The sequence below is a fragment of the Olsenella sp. oral taxon 809 str. F0356 genome (genome assembly GCF_000233535.1).
Taxonomy (GTDB): domain Bacteria; phylum Actinomycetota; class Coriobacteriia; order Coriobacteriales; family Atopobiaceae; genus Olsenella_I; species Olsenella_I phocaeensis.
Map to the genome: position 1 here is coordinate 1,586,381 of NZ_JH376563.1, position 20,047 is coordinate 1,606,427.

Genomic DNA, 20,047 nt, shown 5'->3' on the forward strand with positions numbered 1-20,047 from the left:
GGGAGGACGCATGGAAGAACGCTGGGAGCTTGCACGGGACGACGAGGGGTACCCTCCCGCCTTGCTTGACCTGCCAGACCCGCCCCAGAGGCTCTACGGGCTGGGGGACGCCGGCGCGCTGTCCAGGCCGTGCCTGTCGGTGATCGGGGCCAGGCGGGCCACGCCCTACGGCCTCGCCGCCGCTCGTCTGGCCGGCCGCGTCGCGGCGCAGAGCGACGTCGTGGTGGTGTCCGGCGGCGCCATGGGCTGCGACGCCGCGGCGGCGCGCGCCGCCCTCGACGCGGGAGGCCCCACGGTGGTGGTCTCGGGCTGCGGGGCGGACCTCGTCTATCCCAGCAGCTCGTCGGACGTGTTCGCGCGCGCCCCCAGGGAGGGTGGGGCCGTGGTCTCGCTCGAGCCCTGGGGCTCTCCGCCGCGGCGCTACGCCTTCCCCAAGAGGAACCGCGTCATCGCGGGGCTGTCTCGCTGCGTCTTCATCGCGGAGGCGGGGGAGAGGTCGGGGACGCTGGGCACCGCACTCGTGGCCGACCAGATAGGCAGGGACCTCTATGCCGTGCCGGGCAGCATCTTCTCCCCCGAGTCCGCCGGGGCCAACCAGCTCATCTCGGAGGGGGCGGGCATCATATGCTCCGAGCGTGACCTCGAGCTGCGCATATCCATGGACTACGGCGCGCTCAGGCTCGTGGGCGAGGAGCCGTTCCGCATCGAGGGCAGGCTCCTGTCCGCCCTGGTGGGGGAGCCCCTGCGTGCCGACGACCTCGCGCGCCATCTCGGGGAGCCGGTGACGGGCGTGCTCTGTGCCCTGGCGGACTACGAGTCGCGCGGCGTCGTGGAGCGCCTGAGGGACGGACGCTACAGCCTCTCGTCCGAGGCCTACCTCACGCAGGCTAGAATGGACGGATGATCGGGCTGCCGGCGGGTGCCGGCGAAGGGGGGGTCGTGCGGTGGCAGACAGGGTCACGGTGGTCGGAGGGGGCCTGGCGGGAAGCGAGTGCGCGCTGCAGCTCGCACGGAGGGGGGTCGAGGTGACCCTCTGCGAGCAGCGTCCGCTCGCGAGCTCGCCGGCGCACCATGGCGACGGCTTCGCCGAGCTCGTCTGCTCCAACTCCCTCAAGTCCCTGCGCCACGACAGCGCCGCGGGCCTCCTCAAGGAGGAGCTCGACTCCATGGGCTCCGTCCTCCTGGGGCTCGCGCGCAGGGCGCAGGTCCCCGCCGGCGGCGCCCTCGCCGTGGACCGAGAGCGCTTCTCCGCCCTCGTGACGGAGGCGATCGAGTCCTCCCCCCTCATCACGGTGAGCAGGGGAGAGGTGCGCGACATCCCCGACGGGCCCTCCGTCATCGCCGCAGGCCCCCTCTGCTCCGACGCGCTCTTCCAGAGGCTCTGCGACGTGCTGGGCGGCGAGCACCTCTCGTTCTACGACGCGGCGGCACCCGTGGTGGACGCCGAGTCGCTCGACCGGGACAAGGTCTTCTCGCAGTCCCGCTACGAGGAGGAGGGGAGGGGCGACTACCTCAACTGCCCCATGGGCCGCGAGGAGTACGAGGCCTTCTGGGAGGAGCTCGTCGCGGCGCGGCGCGTGCTCTCGCACGACTTCGAGCAGAGCGACCTCTTCAACGCCTGCCAGCCGGTCGAGGAGGTGGCGAGGACGGGCAGGGACTCGCTGCGCTTCGGGGCGCTCAAGCCGGTGGGACTCACGGACCCCTCGACGGGCAGGAGGCCCTGGGCCGCGGTGCAGCTCAGGGCGGAGAACGCCGAGGGGACCGCCTACAACCTCGTCGGCTTCCAGACCAACCTGACCTGGGGCGAGCAGAAGAGGGTCTTCCGCATGATCCCCGGGCTCGAGGGGGCGGAGTTCTTCCGCTATGGCGTGATGCACCGCAACTCCTTCGTCGACAGCCCGCGCGTGCTGGACGGCAGCTTTGCCATCCCGGGGACCAGCTGCAGGCTCGCGGGACAGATCACGGGCACCGAGGGCTACACGGAGGCGATCGCCTCGGGGCTCCTCGCCGCGCTCAACAGCTTCGCCGACCTCAGGGGCTACGAACGCGTGGGCCTTCCGCGCACGGGTGCCCTGGGCTCGCTCGTGAGCTACGCCACCGACCCCAAGACGGAGCCCTACCAGCCCATGCACGTCAACTTCGGCCTGGTTCCTCCCCTTGGGGGCGGCCGCATGAAGAAGAGGGAGCGCTACCAGGCATACGCGGACCGCGCCCGGCGCGACCTCGACGCCTACCTCGCGACGAGGCCCGAGCTCTTCGCGGGGGCGCTCTCGTAGTGGGCGGCCCCGTCCCAGCCCGACAGACGGGAGGCGCCCCGCCGCCGCGGGCGGCCGAGGATCCGGCGGCGTCGCGCGACGCCGCCCAGGACCGCTTCGAACGGCTCGTGGGCGACTCCGTGTCGCAGTTGCGAGAGCTCAGGAACCTCTCGCCCCAGACCGCGCGGGGCTACGCGAGCGACCTCGGCTCCTTCGCCTCGTGGTGCCGCAGGGAGGGGGTCGACCCCCTCCGCGTGACCCATCGCGAGCTCCGCTCCTACATGGCCGAGCTCGCCCAGGCGCGCTATGCGGGCAGGACCGTCGCCCGCAGGCTCTCGGCCATCCGCGGCCTCTACCGCTGGCTCCTCAGGGAGGGCGAGGTGGAGCAGGACGTGGCCGCCGCCCTCGCGAGCCCAAGGCTCGCGCGCACGTTGCCCAAGACCATGTCCGACGAGGAGGTCTCACGCCTGCTCGACGTCTGCGAGGACGACGAGCTGGGCATGAGGGACCGTGCGTTCCTCGAGCTCCTCTATGCCACCGGCGCTCGCATATCCGAGGTGTCGGCGCTCGACCTGGGGGACGTGGACCTCGGGCAGGGACAGGCCAGGCTCTTCGGCAAGGGCTCGAAGGAGCGCATCGTCCCCGTCCACCGGCTCGCCGTGTCGCGGCTCGAGGAGTATCTCGAACGCTCCCGTCCGCTGCTTGCGGCAAGGGGACGGGGGGCGGCGGGAAAGGCGCTCTTCCTCTCGACCCGGGGCAGGCGCATGAGCGCCGACGCCCTGCGCACGACCTTCGAGCGCAGGGTCGCGCAGGCGGGGCTCGACGCCGGCCTCACCCCGCACGCGATGCGCCACAGCTTCGCGACCGAGCTCCTCAACGGCGGCGCGGACCTGAGGAGCGTGCAGGAGCTCCTGGGGCACAGCAGCCTCTCCACGACCCAGATCTACACGCACCTCTCGGCCCAGAGGCTCAAGGACGCCGCGAGGCAGGCCCATCCCAGGGGGGAGTAGCCTCGTCCGATCCCGCGGGACCCCGGTGGGCATCGTGTGTGCGAGCGCGCATTCCTGCTGGCATCCTCATGCCAGAGCTGGTACTATGACTTGCTGTCGTGTGCTCGCACGACATCCATATCACACGCGTGACGACTCGCAGGCCACGGTGCCCGGGACAACAGCCAAGTCCAGGGTGGCCCCAGCGGGGGTGACCTCACGCGGAGGCCAAACCAATGGAGGTTAGACATGGCTGTCAAGATCAACATCCGCACCCTGCTCGAGGCCGGCTGCCACTACGGTCACCAGACGCGCCGCTGGAACCCCAAGATGAAGCCCTACATCTTCGGCGAGCGCAACGGCATCTACATCCTCGACCTCAAGCAGACCGTCATGGACGCCGACAAGGCGTACACCTTCCTCAAGGACACCGCCGCAAAGGGCGGCCGCGTCCTCTTCGTCGGCACCAAGAAGCAGGCCCAGGAGCCCATCGCGGCCCAGGCCGAGCGCTGCGGCATGCCCTTCATCAACCAGCGCTGGCTCGGCGGCATGCTCACCAACTTCGTGACCATGCGCTCCCGCATCGACCGCATGGAGGAGCTCGAGGCCATGGTGGAGGACGGCCGCATGGCCGCCCGCGGCAAGAAGGAGCAGGCCGTCCTGACCAAGGAGCTCGAGAAGCTCCAGCGCAACCTGGGTGGCGTCCGTGACATGAAGGCCCTGCCCCAGGCGCTCTTCGTGGTCGACACCAAGCGCGAGGAGATCGCAATCCGCGAGGCCAACCGCCTGCACATCCCCGTGGTCGGCCTGCTCGACACCAACTCCGACCCCGACGTGATCGACTATGGCATCCCCGCCAACGACGACGCCATCCGCTCCGTCAACCTCATGTGCGAGCTCGTGGCCGACGCCGTCCTGGCTGGCTCCGGCAAGGAGCAGATCTCGGTCGAGGAGATGGCCTCTGGCGAGACCACCCCTGCCGTCGAGGTCGAGGCCCCCGCGGCCGAGTAGCACTTCCCTTTCCGCAGACTCACATCCCCAAAGGAGGGGCACAACATGGCACAGATCACCGCCGCTATGGTCAAGCAGCTGCGCGAGATGACCGACTCCCCCATGATGGAGTGCAAGAAGGCCCTCGTCGAGGCCGATGGCGACATCGAGAAGGCCGTCGACGTCCTGCGCAAGATGGGCGTCGCCAAGGCCGTCAAGCGCGCCGGCCGCGACACCAACGAGGGCACCGTCGCCACCTACATCTCTGAGGACGGCAAGCTCGGCGCCATCCTCGAGCTCACCTGCGAGACCGACTTCGTGGGCACCAACCCCAAGTTCACCGGCTTCGCCGCCGACCTCGCCAAGGTCGTCGCAGAGAACGACCCCGCCGACGTCGAGGCGCTCAAGGCCTGCAAGATGGGTGACGCCACCGTCGCCGACGAACTGACCGAGATGATCCACGTCATCGGCGAGAACATGAAGGTGGCCCGCTTCAAGCGTGTCTCCGTCGAGTCCGGCGCCCTTGCCAGCTACATCCACCTGGGAGGCAAGCTGGGCGACATCGTCTCCTTCGGCTTCGCCAACGACGCCACCGCCACCGCCGACGAGTTCAAGAGCTTCGCCCACGACGTCGCGATGCAGGTCGCTGCCTCCGCTCCCGTCGCCGCGCGCCGCGAGGACGTCCCCGCAGACGTCGTCGAGCACGAGAAGGCCATCTACATGGCCCAGGCGGCCGAGTCCGGCAAGCCCGAGTTCATCCAGGAGAAGATGGCCGTCGGCAAGCTCGAGAAGTTCTACAAGGAGTGCGTCCTCACCGAGCAGGAGTTCATCAAGGACTCCTCCACGACCATCGCCGAGCTCGCCAAGGGCGTCAGCAAGGCCGTGAGCGACGACGTGCAGATCCTGGGCTTCGAGCGCTTCGCCTTCGGCGAGGAGTAGGCCGGGAGACCTCCTGCCAGGACAGACGCGAACCTTGGGACCCGTGCCTCGGCGCGGGTCCCTTTTCTCATCAAGGTTCCCGCCGTTTCGCCGTCCCCGGCAGCCTGCGCCGCAGGTAGGGTCTCTCCCTCTGTTAGAATCAGTGGGGTCAGACGTCCGTCGGGCCCTAGCGATTGCCTGTCTCTGGAGGTCACATCTTGGATAACTACAAGTACAAGCGCGTGCTTCTCAAGCTCTCGGGCGAGGCGCTCATGGGCTCCAAGGACTTCGGCATCGACCCCGAGGTCCCACGGCTCATCGCCAAGGCGGTCAAGCCGGCCTATGACGCCGGCGTCCAGATCGCCATCGTCGTCGGTGGCGGCAACATCTTCCGTGGGCTCTCGGGTGCGGCGGCGGGCATGGACCGAGCTCAGGGCGACAACATGGGCATGCTCGCCACCGTCATCAACTCCCTCGCGCTCCAGGACACCTTCGAGCACAGCGGCATGATGTGCCGCGTCATGAGCGCCATCGAGATGCACCAGGTCTCTGAGACCTACATCCGCCGCCGTGCGATCCGCCACCTCGAGAAGGGGCGCATCACCATCTTCGCCGCCGGCACCGGCAACCCCTACTTCACCACCGACACCGCCGCGGCGCTGCGCGCCTGCGAGATCGGCGCCGAAGTCCTCATGAAGGCGACCAAGGTGGATGGCATCTACGACAGCGACCCCGTCAAGAACCCCGACGCGAAGCGATTCGAGAGCATCAGCTACATGGAGGTCCTCAACCGTGGCCTGCAGGTCATGGACGCCACGGCAACCGCCCTCTGTCATGACAACCACATGCCCATCATGGTCTTCGACCTGCTGGGAGACGACGTGTTCGGCCGCGCGCTCCGCGGCGAGAGCGTCGGCACGACCGTAGTAGACGAATAGGAGAGCCACACATGAGCGAGTACACCGACTTTGCCAGGAAGAACATGGACAAGTGCCTCGACGTCCTGAGGGGCAACTTCGCCAAGGTGCGCACCGGACGCGCGAACGCGCACGTCCTCGACGGCATCAAGGTCGACTACTACGGCCAGGCGACCCCCATCACGCAGCTCGCCGGCGTCAAGGTCCCCGAGGCCTCCATGCTCGTGGTCGAGCCCTGGGACAAGACCGCCCTCAAGTCCATCGAGAAGGCCATCGAGGCCTCCGACCTCGGCATCACCCCCTCCAACGACGGCATCTCCATCCGCCTGCCCTTCCCCAAGCCCACCGAGGAGCGCCGCCGCGAGCTCGTGAAGGACTGCAACAAGTACGCGGAGGAGGCAAAGATCGCCATCCGCAACGTGCGTCGCGACGCAAACACCCGCGCGGAGAGGGACGAGGAGCTCTCGGAGGACGACGTCGCGCGCGAGAAGAAGTCCATCCAGAAGGTGACCGACTGCTTCGTGGAGAAGGTCGAGGAGATGCTCAAGTCCAAGACCGCCGAGGTCATGGAGATCTAGCTTGATCATCGACCAGGAAAAGCTCGAGGAATACTACGCGAAGCCCCCGGAGGACGTCTCGCTGAGGGACGTTGACCTCTCGAGGGTGCCGCGCCACGTCTCGATCATCATGGACGGCAACGGCCGCTGGGCCCAGGCGCGCGGCCTCAGCCGCCCCGAAGGGCACGTGGCCGGCGTCGACTCCCTGCGCGAGGCCGTCACCACGAGTGTGAGGCTCGGCGTCGACGTGCTCTCGTGCTACGCCTTCTCCACGGAGAACTGGAAGAGGCCGCAGAGCGAGGTCGACCTCCTCATGCACCTCTTCGCGACGACGCTCGTCAGGGAGCTGCCGCTCTTCCACCAAGAGAACGTGCGCCTGCGCTTCTTCGGCGACCTCTCCGCCCTGCCCAAGGAGACCTTCGACGTCTTCCAACAGGGCCTCGACGAGACCGCGGACCACACGGGCATGACCTTCGTCCTGGCCGTCAACTACGGCTCGCGCGCTGAGATTGCCCGCGCCGCGCGGGAGGTCGCCCAGGAGGTGGAGCGGGGGAGCCTGCGCGCCGACGACGTGGACGAGGGGCTTCTCGCCTCGAGGCTCTACACCGAGGGCCTGCCCGACCCCGACCTCCTGATAAGGACCTCCGGCGAGCTCAGGCTCTCCAACTACCTGCTCTGGCAGCTCGCCTACACCGAGTTCTACGTGACTGACCTCTACTGGCCCGACTTCGACCGCTGGGAGTACCTCCGTGCCGTCAGGGCCTTCCAGTCGCGCAGGCGTCGCTTCGGGGGTGTGGAGGCCAAGTGAGCGGGGAAGAGGAACGGCGTCCCTCCTCGGATTCCCCCCAGGAGACGGCGCCTGGCACGACCGGCATAGAGCGGGCGATCAGCTGGCTCGAGCGCAAGCGTCGCTCGAAGGAGGACGCGCGCGTCGCCGGCGAGCTGAGGGGGCAGCTGGCCAGGGGGTGGACCGAGAAGGTCCTGACCCGCACCACCACCGGTGCCATCTACTTCGTCGTGATCGTGGTCGTCCTCTTCTGGGGTCGCGTCCCCACGACGGTGCTGGTCGCCTCGATGGCCTGGCTCTGCTGCTCGGAGTTCTTCCGCATGGCGCGCATGGGCGGGCGCATGCCCAACGAGGTCTTTGGCCTCACGGCGTCCGTGCTCTTCCCGCCTGCGGCGCTCCTGCTCGGCACCGAGGGGCTCTTCCTGGTCCTGGTCCTGCTCCTCGTCGCCTGCGCCTTCTGGTACGTCGCGACGCCGCGCGCCAACATATCCGACGTGGCCCTCACGGCCTTCGGGCCGGTCTACACCTCGCTCACGTTCTCCTGCGTCGTGCTCATCCGTAGCACGGACCCCGGCTCCTCGGGGGGCCTCCTCACCTTCGGCGTCATGGGCTCCGTCTGGCTCAACGACGCCATGGCGTACTTCGTGGGGACGCGCTTCGGCAGGCACAAGCTCGCGCCGAGGATCTCCCCGCACAAGAGTTTCGAGGGCTTCTGGGGCGGCCTCGCCTCGAGCGTCCTCGTCTGGGGCCTCCTCGCCCTGCTCGGCGTGAGGGGCGTGACCTATCCCCTCGCCCTTGCCGGTGGCCTCCTGGTCGGCACCATCGCCGTAGTGGGAGACCTCTTCGAGTCGCGCATCAAGCGAGGCGTGGGCGTCAAGGACTCGGGCGACTTCATGCCCGGGCACGGTGGCCTCCTCGACCGCTCGGACTCCATGCTCTTCGGCTGCGTGACGGCATACCTCGTCCTTCGTATGGGAGGAATCCTGTGAACATATTCGAGGACACGGCCCCGAGCTCCCCTCGGCGCTGGCCTCTGCGCGTCGCCGTCATGGGCGCCTCGGGATCCATCGGGACCCAGACCCTCGACGTGTGCCGCAAGCATCCCGACAAGCTGCGCGTGACCGCGCTCTCCGTCCACTCGTCCTGCGACCTGGCCGTCCGCGCCGCCCGCGAGTTCGGCGCCTCGCACGTGTACGTGAGCGACGAGGGCCACGCCCATGACGCGTCGCTCGAGGGCCTGCCCCGGGGCTGCGAGCTCCGCGTGGGCGGCCGCTCCCTCGAGGAGGTCGCCTGGCTCGACGACGTGGACGTGGTGGTGAACGCCCTCGTGGGCTTCGCCGGCATCCGCCTGGGGCACGAGTCGCTCAGGGCGCACAAGATCCTGACCTACGCGAACAAGGAGTCCCTCGTCGTGGGGGGCGACCTCCTCATGCCGCTCGCCCAGCCCGGCCGTCTCCTTCCCATAGACTCCGAGCACAGCGCCATCTACCAGTGCCTCGTGGGGGAGCGCAGGTGCGACGTCCACAAGGTCTGGCTCACCTGCTCGGGCGGCCCCTTCTTCGGCATGGGCCGCGACGAGCTGGCCAAGGTCACGGCGGCGGACGCCCTCAAGCACCCCACCTGGTCCATGGGGCCCAAGATCACCATCGACTCGGCCACTCTGATGAACAAGGGCCTCGAGGTCCTGGAGGCCCACCACCTCTTCGACGTCGACGTGGACGACGTCAACGTCCTGGTCCACCGCCAGAGCACGATCCACTCCATGGTCGAGTTCTCGGATGGCGTCGTGAAGGCCCAGCTCGGCCCCTCCGACATGCGCATTCCCATACAGTACGCCCTCAGCTACCCCGAGCGCTGGGAGACGCCCTCGGACCGCGTGGAGTACCGCGACCTTCCCGACCTCAGCTTCTCCCGTCCCGACGAGGGGGCCTTCGGCTGCCTGGGCCTCGCCCGTCGCGCGGGACGCGCGGGAGGCACGCTCCCCTGCGTCATGAACGCGGCCAACGAGGTCGCCAACCTCGCCTTCCGCAGGGACGAGTGCGGCTTCCTCGACATCGAGCGCGTGGTCCGCGAGGTCATGGACGCTGCCAGCGTCCAGCCCGTCCAGAGCGTCGAGCAGCTCGAGGAGGTCGACCGCGCGTCCCGCGCGTCCGCGCACCGCGTCCTGGAGGGCTTGCGATGAGCGCCGTCGTCGGGATCCTCTCGTCCGCGTTCTGGGGCGTCCTCGTGCTCTCGCTCCTCGTGTTCGTCCACGAGGGGGGGCACTTCCTCGCCGCGCGCGCCTGCGGCATGCGCGTGACGGAGTTCTTCCTCGGCATGCCCAGCCGCTGGAGGCTCTCGTGGCGCTCGCCTCGCATCGGCTGCGAGTTCGGCGTGACCCCGCTCCTGCTGGGCGGCTACACGAGGATCTGCGGCATGGAGCCCCTGGAAGACGAGCTCCTGGCCCCCTGCCTCTCCCTGGTGCAGCGGCGGGGCAGGGTCAGCGCGAGGGAGGTGGCGGAGGAGCTGGCCATCGAGGAGGACCGCGCCTACGCCCTCCTGGGATCGCTCGCGGACCTCGCCGCCATCGCCCCCCTCTATGACCCGGAGCTGGGCGAGAGGCCCGGCCAGGCGGACTGGCCGCAGAGATTCCAGACCCAGCGCCGCGACGCCATGCTCCTCACCCAGTTCGACTGCGGGCACGACTTCGAGGCGGTGGGCACGACGGGCGAGGGAGAGGCGCGTCCCGTCGACGACGCGGAGGCCTTCCTCGCAAGCGAGCTCTCCCGCACCTATCACGGCAAGGGGCTTCTCGCCCGCCTGGCCACGCTCGTCGCAGGCCCCCTCGTCAACCTTCTGCTGGCCTTCCTCGTCATCACCGTCGCCCTCTCGCTCGTGGGGGTCGAGGGCGTGGTGGACTCCAACCAGATCGCAGGGGTCACCGCGGGCTCCGCCGCCGAGGCCGTGGGCCTCAGGGGAGGCGACGCGATCGTGGACGTGGCGGGGACTCCCGTGAGCGACTGGAGGTCCCTCTCCGCCGCCTTGGACGCCGCCTTGGGAGCGAAGGAGGACTTCAGCCTGAGCTACCTGCGCGACGGGAGGACCTCCACCGTCAGGGTCGAGGTCGGGGAGGGGCTGGGTAGCCTCGGTGTCCTCGCCCAGACCCAGCGCGTCAGGCTCGGGGTGGGCCAGTCCGCCCTGGCGGCCCTCTCGTACGGGCGCGCGGTCGCCCGCTTCGCGCTCGACCTCATCACGCCCGCCCGGACGATGCAGACCCTGCAGGGTACCTCCTCGGTGGTGGGCATATCGGCCATGGCGTCCCAGGCGGCCTCCTCGGGGGCCTATGACCTCGCCCTCTTCGTGGCCATGATCTCCATGTCGCTGGGCTTCATGAACCTCCTGCCCATCCCGCCGCTCGACGGCGGGAAGGTGCTCGTCGAGCTGGTGCAGGCCGCGCTCAGGCGCGAGCTCTCGTCCCGCGCGCAGACGGTCGTGGGCTACCTGGGCATCGCGGTGTTCCTCGTCATCTTCGTCTTCGCGCTCAAGAACGACATCACCCGCCTCGTCATAGGATAGGTGGCAAGCCATGGAAGAGAGAGTCACGGAAGGGCCGGCCGACACCACGGAAGGACGGGCTGGCGCCAAGCCGCGCGCCGTCCGCGAGCTCACGCGCCGGGTCATGGTGGGAGGGGTCCCCGTGGGAGGGGGTGCCCCCGTCTCGGTGCAGTCGATGTGCACCACGAAGACCTTGGACCCCGCCGCCACGCTGTCACAGATAGGGGGCCTCGCCGCCGAGGGCTGCGAGATCATCCGCGTGGCCATCCCCAACGCCGGCGCGCTCGACGGCTTCGGCGAGGTCTGCGCGATGAGCCCCCTTCCCGTCGTGGCGGACATCCACTTCGACCACAGGCTCGCCATCGAGGCCTGCAGGAGGGGTGCCGCGGCACTGCGCATCAACCCGGGAAACATCGGCTCCTTCGAGCGCGTGGACGCGGTGATCGAAGAGGCGGGTTCGGCGGGCATCCCCATCCGCATCGGCGTCAACGCGGGCTCTCTCGACCGCGAGGTCGACCAGAGGCGCGACCTCAGCCTGCCCCAGAAGCTCGTCGCCTCGGCGGAGGCCTTCGTGCGCCACTTCGAGGAGCGCGGCTTCAGGGACGTGGTCCTCTCCGCCAAGGCGCACTCCGTCCCCACGACGCTCGCCACCTACCGCGAGCTCTCGCGCAGGCTGCCCCACGTGCCGCTCCACGTGGGCGTGACCGAGGCCGGCACGCTCCGGCAGGGCACGGTCAAGAACTGCGCCGGCGTGGGGATCCTGCTCGAGCAGGGCATCGGCGACACGCTCAGGCTCTCGCTCACCGCGGACCCCGTCGAGGAGGTGCGCGTCGCCTGGGACCTGCTCTCGGCCCTTGGCATGCGCAGGCTCCACCCCGAGCTCGTGTCCTGCCCCACCTGCGGCCGCTGCCAGGTGGACCTCATCGGCATGGCCGAGCGGGTCTCGGAGCGGCTCCAGGGGGTCGAGGCCCCCATCTCGGTCGCCGTCATGGGCTGCGTCGTGAACGGCCCCGGCGAGGCGCGCGACGCCGACCTGGGCGTCGCCTGCGGCAGGGGCCAGGGGCTCCTCTTCCAGAACGGCGAGCCCATCCGCAAGGTGCCTGAGGGCCAGATCGTCGACGAGCTCTTCCGAGAGATCGAGGAGCGCTACGGCAGCAAGGCCTAGGGACGTTGCCCCTCGTGGGGCGTATCATGTTCTGGTCGACTCGTCCGGACGCGTCCGGAGCAAGGGCAAGCAAGGAAGGAACGCAGGTTGAGAAGCTACGAGAAGATGTCGAGGCTGTACGCGCCCACCCTGAAGGAGGACCCGGCGGACGCCGAGCTGGCCAGCCATCGCCTACTCCTGCGCGCGGGCATGATACGCAAGGGTGCGGCGGGGCTCTACAGCTACCTCCCCCTGGCATGGAGGTCCCTCCGCAAGATCGAGGCCATCATCCGCGACGAGATGGAGGCCATCGGCGCACAGGAGATGCAGGTGCCCATCCTCACCGACGGCGAGCTCTGGCGCCAGTCCGGCCGCTGGGCCGCCTACGGCCCCGAGCTCATGCGCATCACCGACCGCCACGACCGCGGCTTCGCCCTGGGTCCCACCCACGAGGAGACCTTCACCGACCTCGTCCGCGACGAGCTGCGCTCCTACAAGCAGCTCCCCGTCACCCTGTACCAGATCCAGGACAAGTTTCGTGACGAGCTTCGGCCCCGCTTCGGCCTCATGCGCGGTCGCGAGTTCATCATGAAGGACGCCTACTCCTTCAGCGCGACCCAGGAGTCGCTGCAGGAGTGCTATGACCAGGAGAAGGCCGCCTACGCCAACGTCTGCGAGCGCTGCGGGCTGCGCGCCCTCCCCGTCGTAGCCGACTCCGGCCAGATCGGCGGGGACACCTCCGTCGAGTTCATGGCCCTGGCGGACGCCGGCGAGGCCGAGCTCGTGTACTGCGACGCCTGCGGCTTCGCCGCGGACACCGAGGCGGCCACGGCACAGGTCCGCGTCCTCGAGGGTCCGGGGGACGGCGGGCTCCAGAAGGTCGCCACGCCCATCGAGGGCAACATCTCGGCCCTCGCGGCCTTCCTCGGCGTCGAGGAGGCGGCCTGCCGCAAGTCCGTCGCCCTCCAGGCGGAGGACGGGAGCCTGGTCCTGGCCGTCCTCCCCGGAGACCACGAGCTCAACGAGGTCAAGGCCGAGCACGCCTTCGGCCACTACCACATGATGGAGCCGGGGGACCTCGCCCGTGCGGGCCTGGTGGCGGGCTTCATGGGCCCCGTCGGCGTGGCCGAGGGCGTCCGCGTGGTGGCCGACGTCGCCCTGCGCGACTCCACAAGCTGGGTCGTCGGCGCCAACGAGGAGGGCCAGCACCTCCTGGGCGCGCGTCCCGGCCGCGACTTCGAAGTGGACGAGTGGCTCGACCTCGCGAGCGCCCAGGAGGGCGACGCCTGCCCGCGCTGCGGCGCGGCGCTCAAGTCTGCCCGCGGCATCGAGGTGAGCCAGGTCTTCCAGCTGGGCACCAAGTACTCCGAGGCGATGGGCGCCACCTTCGCGGACGAGGACGGCAGGGAGAGGCCCTTCCTCATGGGCTGCTATGGCATCGGCGTGTCGCGCACCCTGGCTGCCGTCGTCGAGCAGCACCACGACGAGCACGGCATCTGCTGGCCCGTCTCCGTCGCCCCCTACGAGGTCGAGGTCATCCCCCTGGACGTGCACGACGGGCTGGTCTGGCCCGTCGCAGACCGCCTTGCCGGCGAGCTCGTCGCCCGCGGGGTCGAGGTCGTGGTGGACGACCGCAAGGAGCGTCCCGGCGTCAAGTTCAACGACGCCGACCTGATGGGCTTCCCCTTCCAGGTGGTCTGCGGCAAGAAGGCCATCAAGAACGGCAACGTCGAGCTCAAGGTCCGCGAGACGGGCGAGCGCAGCGAGGTTCCCATCGAGGAGCTCGCCTCCGTCCTCGCGGGCATGGTCGAGGGGCGAAGGGCCTAGGGGAGAGCCGGTTCTGGGGGAGAGGGACATGGGCTACAGGGAGCTTGCCGCCGCCGCGCGCGGCCACATGGGACCGGTCTGCAAGGCCTGCCCGACCTGCAACGGCAGGGCCTGCGGAGGCGGCGTGCCGGGCCCCGGCGCCAAGGGTTCGGGAACCGTCGCCATCCGCAACTTCGAGGCGTGGGAGCGCTGGCGGCTCGTGATGGACACCCTCTATGCCAGCGACGGCAGCGACCCCGACCCATCCTGCGACTTCCTGGGCAGGCGCCTCTCGCTCCCCCTCATGGTGGCCCCGTTGGGAGACGTGCACCGCCACTACGGTGACGAGCTGGACGACCTGGACTACAACGGCATGGTCCTGCGTGCCGCCAAGGCCGAGGGGACTCTCGCCTGGACGGGCGACGGCCTCAGGCCCGAGGTGCACGAGCGCGCCTGTGGCCTCATAGCCGGCCTCGGCGGCGCGGGCATCCCCACCATCAAGCCCTGGTCGATGGGCGCGGTCCTCAAGAAGCTCGAGCCCGCCCTCGCGGCGCACCCCGCGGCGGTCGCCATGGACGTGGACGGCGCGGGGCTGCCCTTCCTCAGGGGTCAGCAGCCTCCCGCGGGTCCCAAGGACGTGGCCCAGCTCCGCGAGCTCGCGGACGCCTGCCACGGGGCGGGCGTCCCCTTCGTCGCGAAGGGCATCCTGGGCCCGCGCGGGGCGCTCAAGGCGCTCGAGGCGGGCGTCGACGCCATCGTGGTCTCGAACCACGGTGGTCGCGTCCTGGACGGGGTGCCCGCCACGGCGGAGGTGCTCCCGTCGGTCGTGGACGCCGTGGGAGGGGAGCTCTGCGTGCTGGTGGACGGCGGCATCAGAAGCGGCGTCGACCTCTTTCGCGCGCTCGCGCTGGGCGCGGACGCGGCGCTGGTCTGCCGCCCCGTGGCCGTCGCCGCCTTTGGAGGAAGGGAGGAGGGCGTGCGCGCGTACCTCGCCCAGCTCAGGGCGGAGTTCGTGGACGCCATGGCGATGTGCGGGGCGCGAGGCGTGGCGGAGGTCACGCGCGATATGCTCCTTGAGGCGTAGGGCCAGGGACCGCGTACCGCCCGCCAAGCCCCGGGCATGCGACTGCCCCCGTAGCCTTAGGGCCACGGGGGCAGTTCTGTGGGATGACGCCCCTCGGTCGAGGTGGGACGTCCCTCTCGCCCGACGATGCCCCTTTCCTAGCCCAGGGCCACGTCCAGGGTCATCATGACGGTGAAGCCGAGGGCGAACATGAGCACGCCCACGTTGGAGTGCTCCCCCTCGCTCATCTCGGGGATGAGTTCCTCCACCACGACGTACATCATGGCTCCCGCAGCGAAGCTCAGGAGGTAGGGGAGGAGGGGCACGACCTGGCGCGCGGCCATGATGGTGAGGACGGCGCCGATGGGCTCGACCACGCCCGAGAGGAATCCTCCCAGGAAGGCGCGGCCCTTGCTGGCGCCCTCGGCGCGCAGCGGCAGCGAGATGATGGCGCCCTCGGGGAAGTTCTGGATGGCGATGCCCAGCGAGAGCGCGAGCGCGCCGGCGAGCGTTATGCCGGAGTTGCCGGTGAGCCAGCCCGCGTACACGACGCCGACGGCCATGCCCTCGGGGATGTTGTGGATGGTGACGGCGAGCACCATGAGGGTGGTGCGCTGCAGGCGGGTCCTGATGCCCTCCGGCTCGTCGTCCTTCGCTCCAAGGTGCAGGTGGGGGAGGATGCTGTCGAGCAGCAGCAGGAAGAGGGTCCCCGCCCAGAAGCCCACGAGGGCGGGCATGAAGGCGAAGCTGCCCAGGCTGGCGGAGTCGTCGATGGCGGGGATGATGAGGCTCCAGATGGAGGCCGCCACCATGACGCCGGCGGCGAAGCCGGTGAGCGCCCTCTGCACCTCCCGTCCCATCTGCCTGCGGGCGAAGAAGACCATGGCGGCGCCCAGCGTTGTTCCGGCGAAGGGGATGGCGAGCCCCTGTGCTACCTCTGGCATGTGAGTGCTCCTGACGGATGGCGCGTGCAAGACGAGCGGGGCCCGATGGACCCCGCTACAGGCTACCCCTCCGGAGTGGGCGCTATGCCTCGAATTGCGACTAATCTACTGCTATTTTGTCTTCTTCTTCCTGCTGCCGATGCGCTCGAGCGCCGCGGTGTCGCGGCCGGTGGAATAGAGCACGAGCGCTGCCGTCATGACGAGCATGATGAGCAGCAGGTGCAGGGGGAGGCGCGGCGCCTTCTGGGGCGGGACCACCACGACGAAGGAGCAGAAGAGGCTCACAAGCAGCGAGATGGAGGCCGCATCGCGCACGCGCTGCCCCACGGCGACGCCACCCAGCATCGTGAGGCAGTGGATGCCCAGCACGATGGAGCTGGCGGACCCCACCGCAAACGCCCATCGGGCCGCGAGCAGCGGCGTCTGGGTGAGCGAGAGGACGGCCAGGAAGAGACCCATGGCGCCCAGTGCGATGGCGGCGATGGCGACGTACTTGATCTTGCTGAGGTTTGCGCTCATGTGACCTCCGGGGCGGTCGGGAAATACGGACTCGAGCTGCAAGTGTACTAGCCGAGGGGAAGGCTGGGGTCCGAGCTGGGGCCCCAAACGGGCGGACGGTAGCAGGAGGGGCCGCGCAGCCCATTCCTGGTTTGCGCGGCCCCTCGACGCGAGCAGGCCTTTCGCGGAATCGCGCGCAGGCTTCCCTTGGTTTGCGCGCGAGCGCTAGGGGGGCTAGTCCCTCTGGGTCTCCTTGTCGTAGGTCGGGAGGTCGGGGTCCATCGCGGCGGCGACGGCCTCGTCGTGGTTGTTCCTCTCCTCGCCGGTCGTGGCGTCGGTGTAGCTCACGTAGGCCACGCCCTCGTCCATGAGGAGCCTCACGTCCTTGGCGTTTGCAAGGTCAACGTCCCTGACGAGGAAGTAGCTGTCGGGGCCGACGCCGAGCCTGAGATCGTAGCCGCTGGCTCCCTGGACCGAGGCGTAGGCGAGGGTCTTGGTCCCGCCGTCCGCGAGGTCGACCCCGTCGAAGCTGTTCGTCGCGTCGAAGTCCTGGGCGGCGGCGTCCTTGACGGCGATGGAGCTGATGTCGAAGCCGAGGGAGTTGGTGAGAGACACGAGCGTGTCTCCCTTGCCCATGTCTGCCGTGACGGTGGCCTGGGCGTCCTTGCCCTCGTCGCTGGCAGCCGAGCCGCCTTTCCCGTCCGTCGCTTTGGGGTCCTTGGATTCCGTCTGCTGGGCGTCACTTTCGGCGGGCGTCGTAGGCTGCTGCTGGTCGCAGCCTGCGAGTGTCAGGGGGCTCAGGGCCAACAGTCCCGCCAGGGCGATGCTGGCGGCGCGGGGCGCGAGCACGTTCCTTCTCATCCGTGTCCTCCTTGGGCGTTCGGTTTGGGCTGGTCGATCAGAAGCCGGCCTGCGCGGCCTCGTAAAGGCCCTTGGCGAGGGCGCGTGCGACCTTGTCCCGGTTTGCCATGTACTGGCGCATGTCGTAGGGGTTCGTGACGAAGCAGATCTCGAGCAGGGTCGCGGGAAGGCCGTCGTTGCGGCCGCTCACCACGGCGAAGTCTGCGCTCCGTGCGCCCCTGTTGCGCAGGCCCGTGGAGGCGAGCTGCGCATGCATGATGGACTGGAGTCGGGCGGAACGCGGGTTGGGCACGCTCTCGTGGCGGTAGCTCTCGTAGCCAGAGGCGCCTGAGCCATCGCTGGCGTTGAAGTGGATGGAGACCAGGGAGGTGCAGCCGCGGCTCTTGGCGTCTGCCTGTCGGCCTCTGTAGTCGGGGCGGCTCGTGCCCTCGCTGGTGCTCTCGAAGACGTTCAGGCCATAGACCTCGCGTGCGTACTTTGCCATGCGAGCCGTGAGGTCGGCCGTGAGCTCCGCCTCCTGGTAGCCATTGCCAACGGCGCCAGAGTCCCAAGCTCCGCTACTCCAACCGTGCCCGGCATCCAGATAGATGTAGCTCGTCTCCTTGGGATCGATGGCGTAGCCGGCCGCCAGTGCGTACCAGCCGATGCCCTCGGGGCGCCAGCCCAGCCTGACCAGGCTGTCATTCTCTTCCTCGCTGGTCGTGAAGTTGTGAGCGCCCGCCTTGGCGTTGGGGTTGTACTGGCGCAGCAGCGCGACGGTCTCGCCGGAGTCCGAGTACCAGCCTATGCCCTCGTCGTGCCATCCCAGCCTGACGAGGTCGTCGCGCTCTTCGGCGCTGGTGGTGTAGTGGTGGTCGCCCGCGTTGGGGTTGTAGAGGCGATAGACCGGGACGTTTGAGGTCTCTGGCGCGACCCAGCCGACGGATTCGAGCCTCCATCCCAGGGAGCGCAGGTTCGCCACCTCCTCCGCGTTGCTGGTGTAGAAGTGCTCGCCCGAGTTGGGGTTGTAGAGGCGCATCATCTCGATCGACTTGACGGATGCGGTCTTGGCGAGCTTGCGAAGCTGCAGGGGCGCCTCGTCGTGCACGACCTGCGCCTTGCTCGCCACGAGCTCGTCCACGTCCGTGGTCTTGGAGAGCTCCTCGAGCTCGGCCATGGTCGAGCCGCTGTCGTCATCAGCGCCATCGCCGGAGGCGGGTGTCTGCTCGGCGGCCTTGGTGGCGGGCTCCGCTTTGGTCGCCTCCTGCTGGTCGGTCTTTGCTCCGTCGCCTGCGGGCGCGGAGCCTACCTCGGCGTCCGTCGCCTGTGCCTCGTTCTCGTCGGCAGGGGCGGGCGACTTGGCTTCCTCGGGGAGAGGCACCTCCTGGGCGGGAAGCGCAAGCTCCCGCGGAGCCGCAGCCTCACCCGCGTCCTCCGCATCCAGCATGGGCGCGGACGTCTCCGCCTGCTCGGCCGTGGTCTTCCCAGCTACCACGTTCTGTCCCTCCGTGGGCTCGCCCGCCCAGGCGGGCGTCACGCCCATGCCCAGCACGGCCGTGAGTGCCAGGGCGAGGAGGGCCCTTCTTCTCTTCTTGCTCAGTTCCATCTAACCATCCGTTTCGTCGTCGGCGCCAGCAGTCCTGGCGTCAAGCCGCTAAGCCTTGTAGTTGGCGAGCTCGTTCATGAGCGAGGCGATCTGTCCGCCGTAGGTTACCCCGTCCTTTACTCCAGGAACTGCCCACTTTCCGGTGAGGTCGTTGACTGTTGGCGCGACGCCGCGAGTCTTCACGTATTTGAAGCGTTTGTCTACGCATTCATTTATCAAAGGCGCATTGGAGGCATAGGCCTTGAGGTGCTGTACCTGGGCTCTGACGCCAGTTCGAACATCACAAAAACGATTGCCCGGTTCGCCATTGCCCGTGGCACCTAACCCCGCATAGTTGAACTGGTCGGGGCTGACGTCACCGCCATATTGGAGCCAGCCAGTCTCGTGCATGGCTTGACAGAAGACCACTTCGGCACGAATGCCCTCGGCGTTCGCCTCCTCATAGACGATTTGGGCGAAGGTCTCGATGGTGGCTGCTCCACCCTTTGACTCAACCTCTGAGGGGTAGCTAAAGCCGTTCTTCTTGCCCATGGCGCGGTAATACGCAGCCATTCCCGCAGGCGTCGTGGTGCTCACCCCCATGATGGCCCCGTCGACGGCGGGCTTCCCCTCGGCCACGGCGTACCAGGCCACGCCCTCGGCTTTCCAGCCGGCATTGACCAGGTTGTCGTTCTCGGCGCTGCTGGTCGTGAAGTTGTGTGCGCCCGCCTTTGCGTTGGGGTTGTACTGGCGCAGGACGGCGACGGACTTGTTGTCGCTGGAGTACCAGCCCACTCCCTCGTAGTTCCAGCCCTTCTCGACCAGGACGTCCCTCTCCTCGACGCTTGTCGTGTAGTGGTGGTCGCCCGCGTTGGGGTTGTAGAGGCGATAGACCGGCGTCGAAGACTTCTGGGGCGCCACCCAGCCGGAGCCCTCGTGGCGCCATCCCAGGCTGACGAGCCCGCTGGCCTCGGAGGTGTCTGCGGTGTAGAAGTGCTCGCCCGAGTTGGGGTTGTAGAGGCGCTGCATGTCGATGGAGGCGCCGGAGTTCTGCGCGAGGGCGGGGGAGGCCGCTGCCATCCCGATTGCGAGTGCGAGGCAGGCGGATGCCGCCGCAAGCGCGACGCTTGTGCCGGGGGCATGCTTCATGGCGATGTCCTTTCGATAGGCTTAGGCTGAACATTCTAGCAGCGGCATGGTCGAATGCCCTTGACCTGCGC

The 20,047-nt window shown here is 68.9% G+C and carries 19 protein-coding genes; 14 read left to right on the forward strand and 5 right to left on the reverse strand.

The annotated features are described in order from the left end of the window. Positions 1-10: 10 nt before the first annotated feature. The 14 genes from HMPREF1008_RS07150 to HMPREF1008_RS07215 all read left to right on the forward strand — a co-directional run bounded on the left by HMPREF1008_RS07150 (position 11) and on the right by HMPREF1008_RS07215 (position 14,981). A complete protein-coding gene (locus HMPREF1008_RS07150) occupies positions 11-904 on the forward strand; it encodes a DNA-processing protein DprA (RefSeq protein ID WP_009279191.1) in 894 nt (297 codons plus the stop codon). 40 nt (positions 905-944) lie between these two features. Next, positions 945-2,276, forward strand: coding sequence for a methylenetetrahydrofolate--tRNA-(uracil(54)-C(5))-methyltransferase (FADH(2)-oxidizing) TrmFO (trmFO, locus tag HMPREF1008_RS07155; protein ID WP_009279192.1), 1,332 nt, complete (start codon positions 945-947; stop codon positions 2,274-2,276). 119 nt (positions 2,277-2,395) lie between these two features. Then, positions 2,396-3,265: a tyrosine recombinase gene (locus tag HMPREF1008_RS07160; RefSeq protein WP_232202852.1), complete on the forward strand. Its 870-nt coding sequence runs from the start codon at positions 2,396-2,398 to the stop codon at positions 3,263-3,265. 228 nt (positions 3,266-3,493) lie between these two features. Next, positions 3,494-4,255, forward strand: a complete 762-nt coding sequence (rpsB, locus tag HMPREF1008_RS07165) for a 30S ribosomal protein S2 (RefSeq protein ID WP_009279194.1) — start codon at positions 3,494-3,496, stop codon at positions 4,253-4,255. Between the two features lie 45 nt (positions 4,256-4,300). Continuing rightward, positions 4,301-5,173 carry a translation elongation factor Ts gene (gene tsf / locus HMPREF1008_RS07170; protein ID WP_009279195.1) on the forward strand — a complete coding sequence of 291 codons (873 nt, stop codon included), beginning with the start codon at positions 4,301-4,303 and terminating at the stop codon, positions 5,171-5,173. Positions 5,174-5,370: 197 nt separating this feature from the next. Then, positions 5,371-6,090: a UMP kinase gene (pyrH, locus tag HMPREF1008_RS07175; protein ID WP_009279196.1), complete on the forward strand. Its 720-nt coding sequence runs from the start codon at positions 5,371-5,373 to the stop codon at positions 6,088-6,090. An 11-nt stretch (positions 6,091-6,101) separates the two neighbouring features. Then, the gene (gene frr, locus HMPREF1008_RS07180) at positions 6,102-6,647 is read left to right on the forward strand and encodes a ribosome recycling factor (protein WP_009279197.1); all 546 of its coding nucleotides are present in this window, start codon (positions 6,102-6,104) and stop codon (positions 6,645-6,647) included. A 1-nt stretch (position 6,648) separates the two neighbouring features. Continuing rightward, entirely contained in the window at positions 6,649-7,434 is a 786-nt protein-coding gene (locus HMPREF1008_RS07185) for an isoprenyl transferase (RefSeq protein ID WP_009279198.1), read from the forward strand. Further along, a complete protein-coding gene (locus HMPREF1008_RS07190; RefSeq protein ID WP_009279199.1) occupies positions 7,431-8,402 on the forward strand; it encodes a phosphatidate cytidylyltransferase in 972 nt (323 codons plus the stop codon). The genes HMPREF1008_RS07185 and HMPREF1008_RS07190 overlap by 4 nt, the downstream gene beginning before the upstream one ends. After that, positions 8,399-9,595, forward strand: a complete 1,197-nt coding sequence (dxr, locus tag HMPREF1008_RS07195) for a 1-deoxy-D-xylulose-5-phosphate reductoisomerase (RefSeq protein WP_009279200.1) — start codon at positions 8,399-8,401, stop codon at positions 9,593-9,595. Before HMPREF1008_RS07190 ends, dxr begins: the two co-directional genes overlap by 4 nt. Then, a complete protein-coding gene (locus HMPREF1008_RS07200) occupies positions 9,592-10,968 on the forward strand; it encodes a site-2 protease family protein (RefSeq protein ID WP_009279201.1) in 1,377 nt (458 codons plus the stop codon). The genes dxr and HMPREF1008_RS07200 overlap by 4 nt, the downstream gene beginning before the upstream one ends. Positions 10,969-10,978: 10 nt before the next feature. Beyond that, complete coding sequence (gene ispG, locus HMPREF1008_RS07205) at positions 10,979-12,112, forward strand: flavodoxin-dependent (E)-4-hydroxy-3-methylbut-2-enyl-diphosphate synthase (protein WP_009279202.1); 1,134 nt, start codon at positions 10,979-10,981, stop codon at positions 12,110-12,112. 87 nt (positions 12,113-12,199) lie between these two features. Further along, entirely contained in the window at positions 12,200-13,918 is a 1,719-nt protein-coding gene (locus HMPREF1008_RS07210) for a proline--tRNA ligase (protein WP_009279203.1), read from the forward strand. 28 nt (positions 13,919-13,946) lie between these two features. Then, positions 13,947-14,981, forward strand: a complete 1,035-nt coding sequence (locus HMPREF1008_RS07215) for an alpha-hydroxy-acid oxidizing protein (RefSeq protein ID WP_009279204.1) — start codon at positions 13,947-13,949, stop codon at positions 14,979-14,981. Between the two features lie 137 nt (positions 14,982-15,118). Here HMPREF1008_RS07215 and HMPREF1008_RS07220 read toward each other — a convergent pair whose 3' ends face one another. From HMPREF1008_RS07220 to HMPREF1008_RS10670, 5 genes are all read right to left on the reverse strand, one after another. Beyond that, a complete protein-coding gene (locus HMPREF1008_RS07220) occupies positions 15,119-15,904 on the reverse strand; it encodes a ZIP family metal transporter (protein WP_009279205.1) in 786 nt (261 codons plus the stop codon). Between the two features lie 111 nt (positions 15,905-16,015). Further along, a complete protein-coding gene (locus HMPREF1008_RS07225) occupies positions 16,016-16,423 on the reverse strand; it encodes a hypothetical protein (RefSeq protein WP_009279206.1) in 408 nt (135 codons plus the stop codon). A 213-nt stretch (positions 16,424-16,636) separates the two neighbouring features. Continuing rightward, positions 16,637-17,263, reverse strand: coding sequence for a hypothetical protein (locus HMPREF1008_RS07230; RefSeq protein WP_009279207.1), 627 nt, complete (start codon positions 17,261-17,263; stop codon positions 16,637-16,639). A gap of 37 nt (positions 17,264-17,300) precedes the next feature. Beyond that, the gene (locus HMPREF1008_RS10260) at positions 17,301-18,848 is read right to left on the reverse strand and encodes an N-acetylmuramoyl-L-alanine amidase (RefSeq protein WP_009279208.1); all 1,548 of its coding nucleotides are present in this window, start codon (positions 18,846-18,848) and stop codon (positions 17,301-17,303) included. Positions 18,849-18,896: 48 nt separating this feature from the next. After that, positions 18,897-19,976 carry a glucosaminidase domain-containing protein gene (locus HMPREF1008_RS10670; RefSeq protein ID WP_009279209.1) on the reverse strand — a complete coding sequence of 360 codons (1,080 nt, stop codon included), beginning with the start codon at positions 19,974-19,976 and terminating at the stop codon, positions 18,897-18,899. Between the last annotated feature and the right edge of the window lie 71 nt (positions 19,977-20,047).

Bases quoted from the DNA above. Each gene is read 5' to 3' on its own strand.
- HMPREF1008_RS07225 (WP_009279206.1), bottom strand. From the start codon at position 16,423: ATGAGCGCAAACCTCAGCAAGATCAAGTACGTCGCCATCGCCGCCATC.
- HMPREF1008_RS10260 (WP_009279208.1), bottom strand. From the start codon at position 18,848: ATGGAACTGAGCAAGAAGAGAAGAAGGGCCCTCCTCGCCCTGGCACTC.
- ispG (WP_009279202.1), top strand. From the start codon at position 10,979: ATGGAAGAGAGAGTCACGGAAGGGCCGGCCGACACCACGGAAGGACGG.
- frr (WP_009279197.1), top strand. From the start codon at position 6,102: ATGAGCGAGTACACCGACTTTGCCAGGAAGAACATGGACAAGTGCCTC.
- tsf (WP_009279195.1), top strand. From the start codon at position 4,301: ATGGCACAGATCACCGCCGCTATGGTCAAGCAGCTGCGCGAGATGACC.
- HMPREF1008_RS07150 (WP_009279191.1), top strand. From the start codon at position 11: ATGGAAGAACGCTGGGAGCTTGCACGGGACGACGAGGGGTACCCTCCC.
- HMPREF1008_RS07215 (WP_009279204.1), top strand. From the start codon at position 13,947: ATGGGCTACAGGGAGCTTGCCGCCGCCGCGCGCGGCCACATGGGACCG.
- HMPREF1008_RS10670 (WP_009279209.1), bottom strand. From the start codon at position 19,976: ATGAAGCATGCCCCCGGCACAAGCGTCGCGCTTGCGGCGGCATCCGCC.
- HMPREF1008_RS07220 (WP_009279205.1), bottom strand. From the start codon at position 15,904: ATGCCAGAGGTAGCACAGGGGCTCGCCATCCCCTTCGCCGGAACAACG.
- HMPREF1008_RS07200 (WP_009279201.1), top strand. From the start codon at position 9,592: ATGAGCGCCGTCGTCGGGATCCTCTCGTCCGCGTTCTGGGGCGTCCTC.
- HMPREF1008_RS07230 (WP_009279207.1), bottom strand. From the start codon at position 17,263: ATGAGAAGGAACGTGCTCGCGCCCCGCGCCGCCAGCATCGCCCTGGCG.
- rpsB (WP_009279194.1), top strand. From the start codon at position 3,494: ATGGCTGTCAAGATCAACATCCGCACCCTGCTCGAGGCCGGCTGCCAC.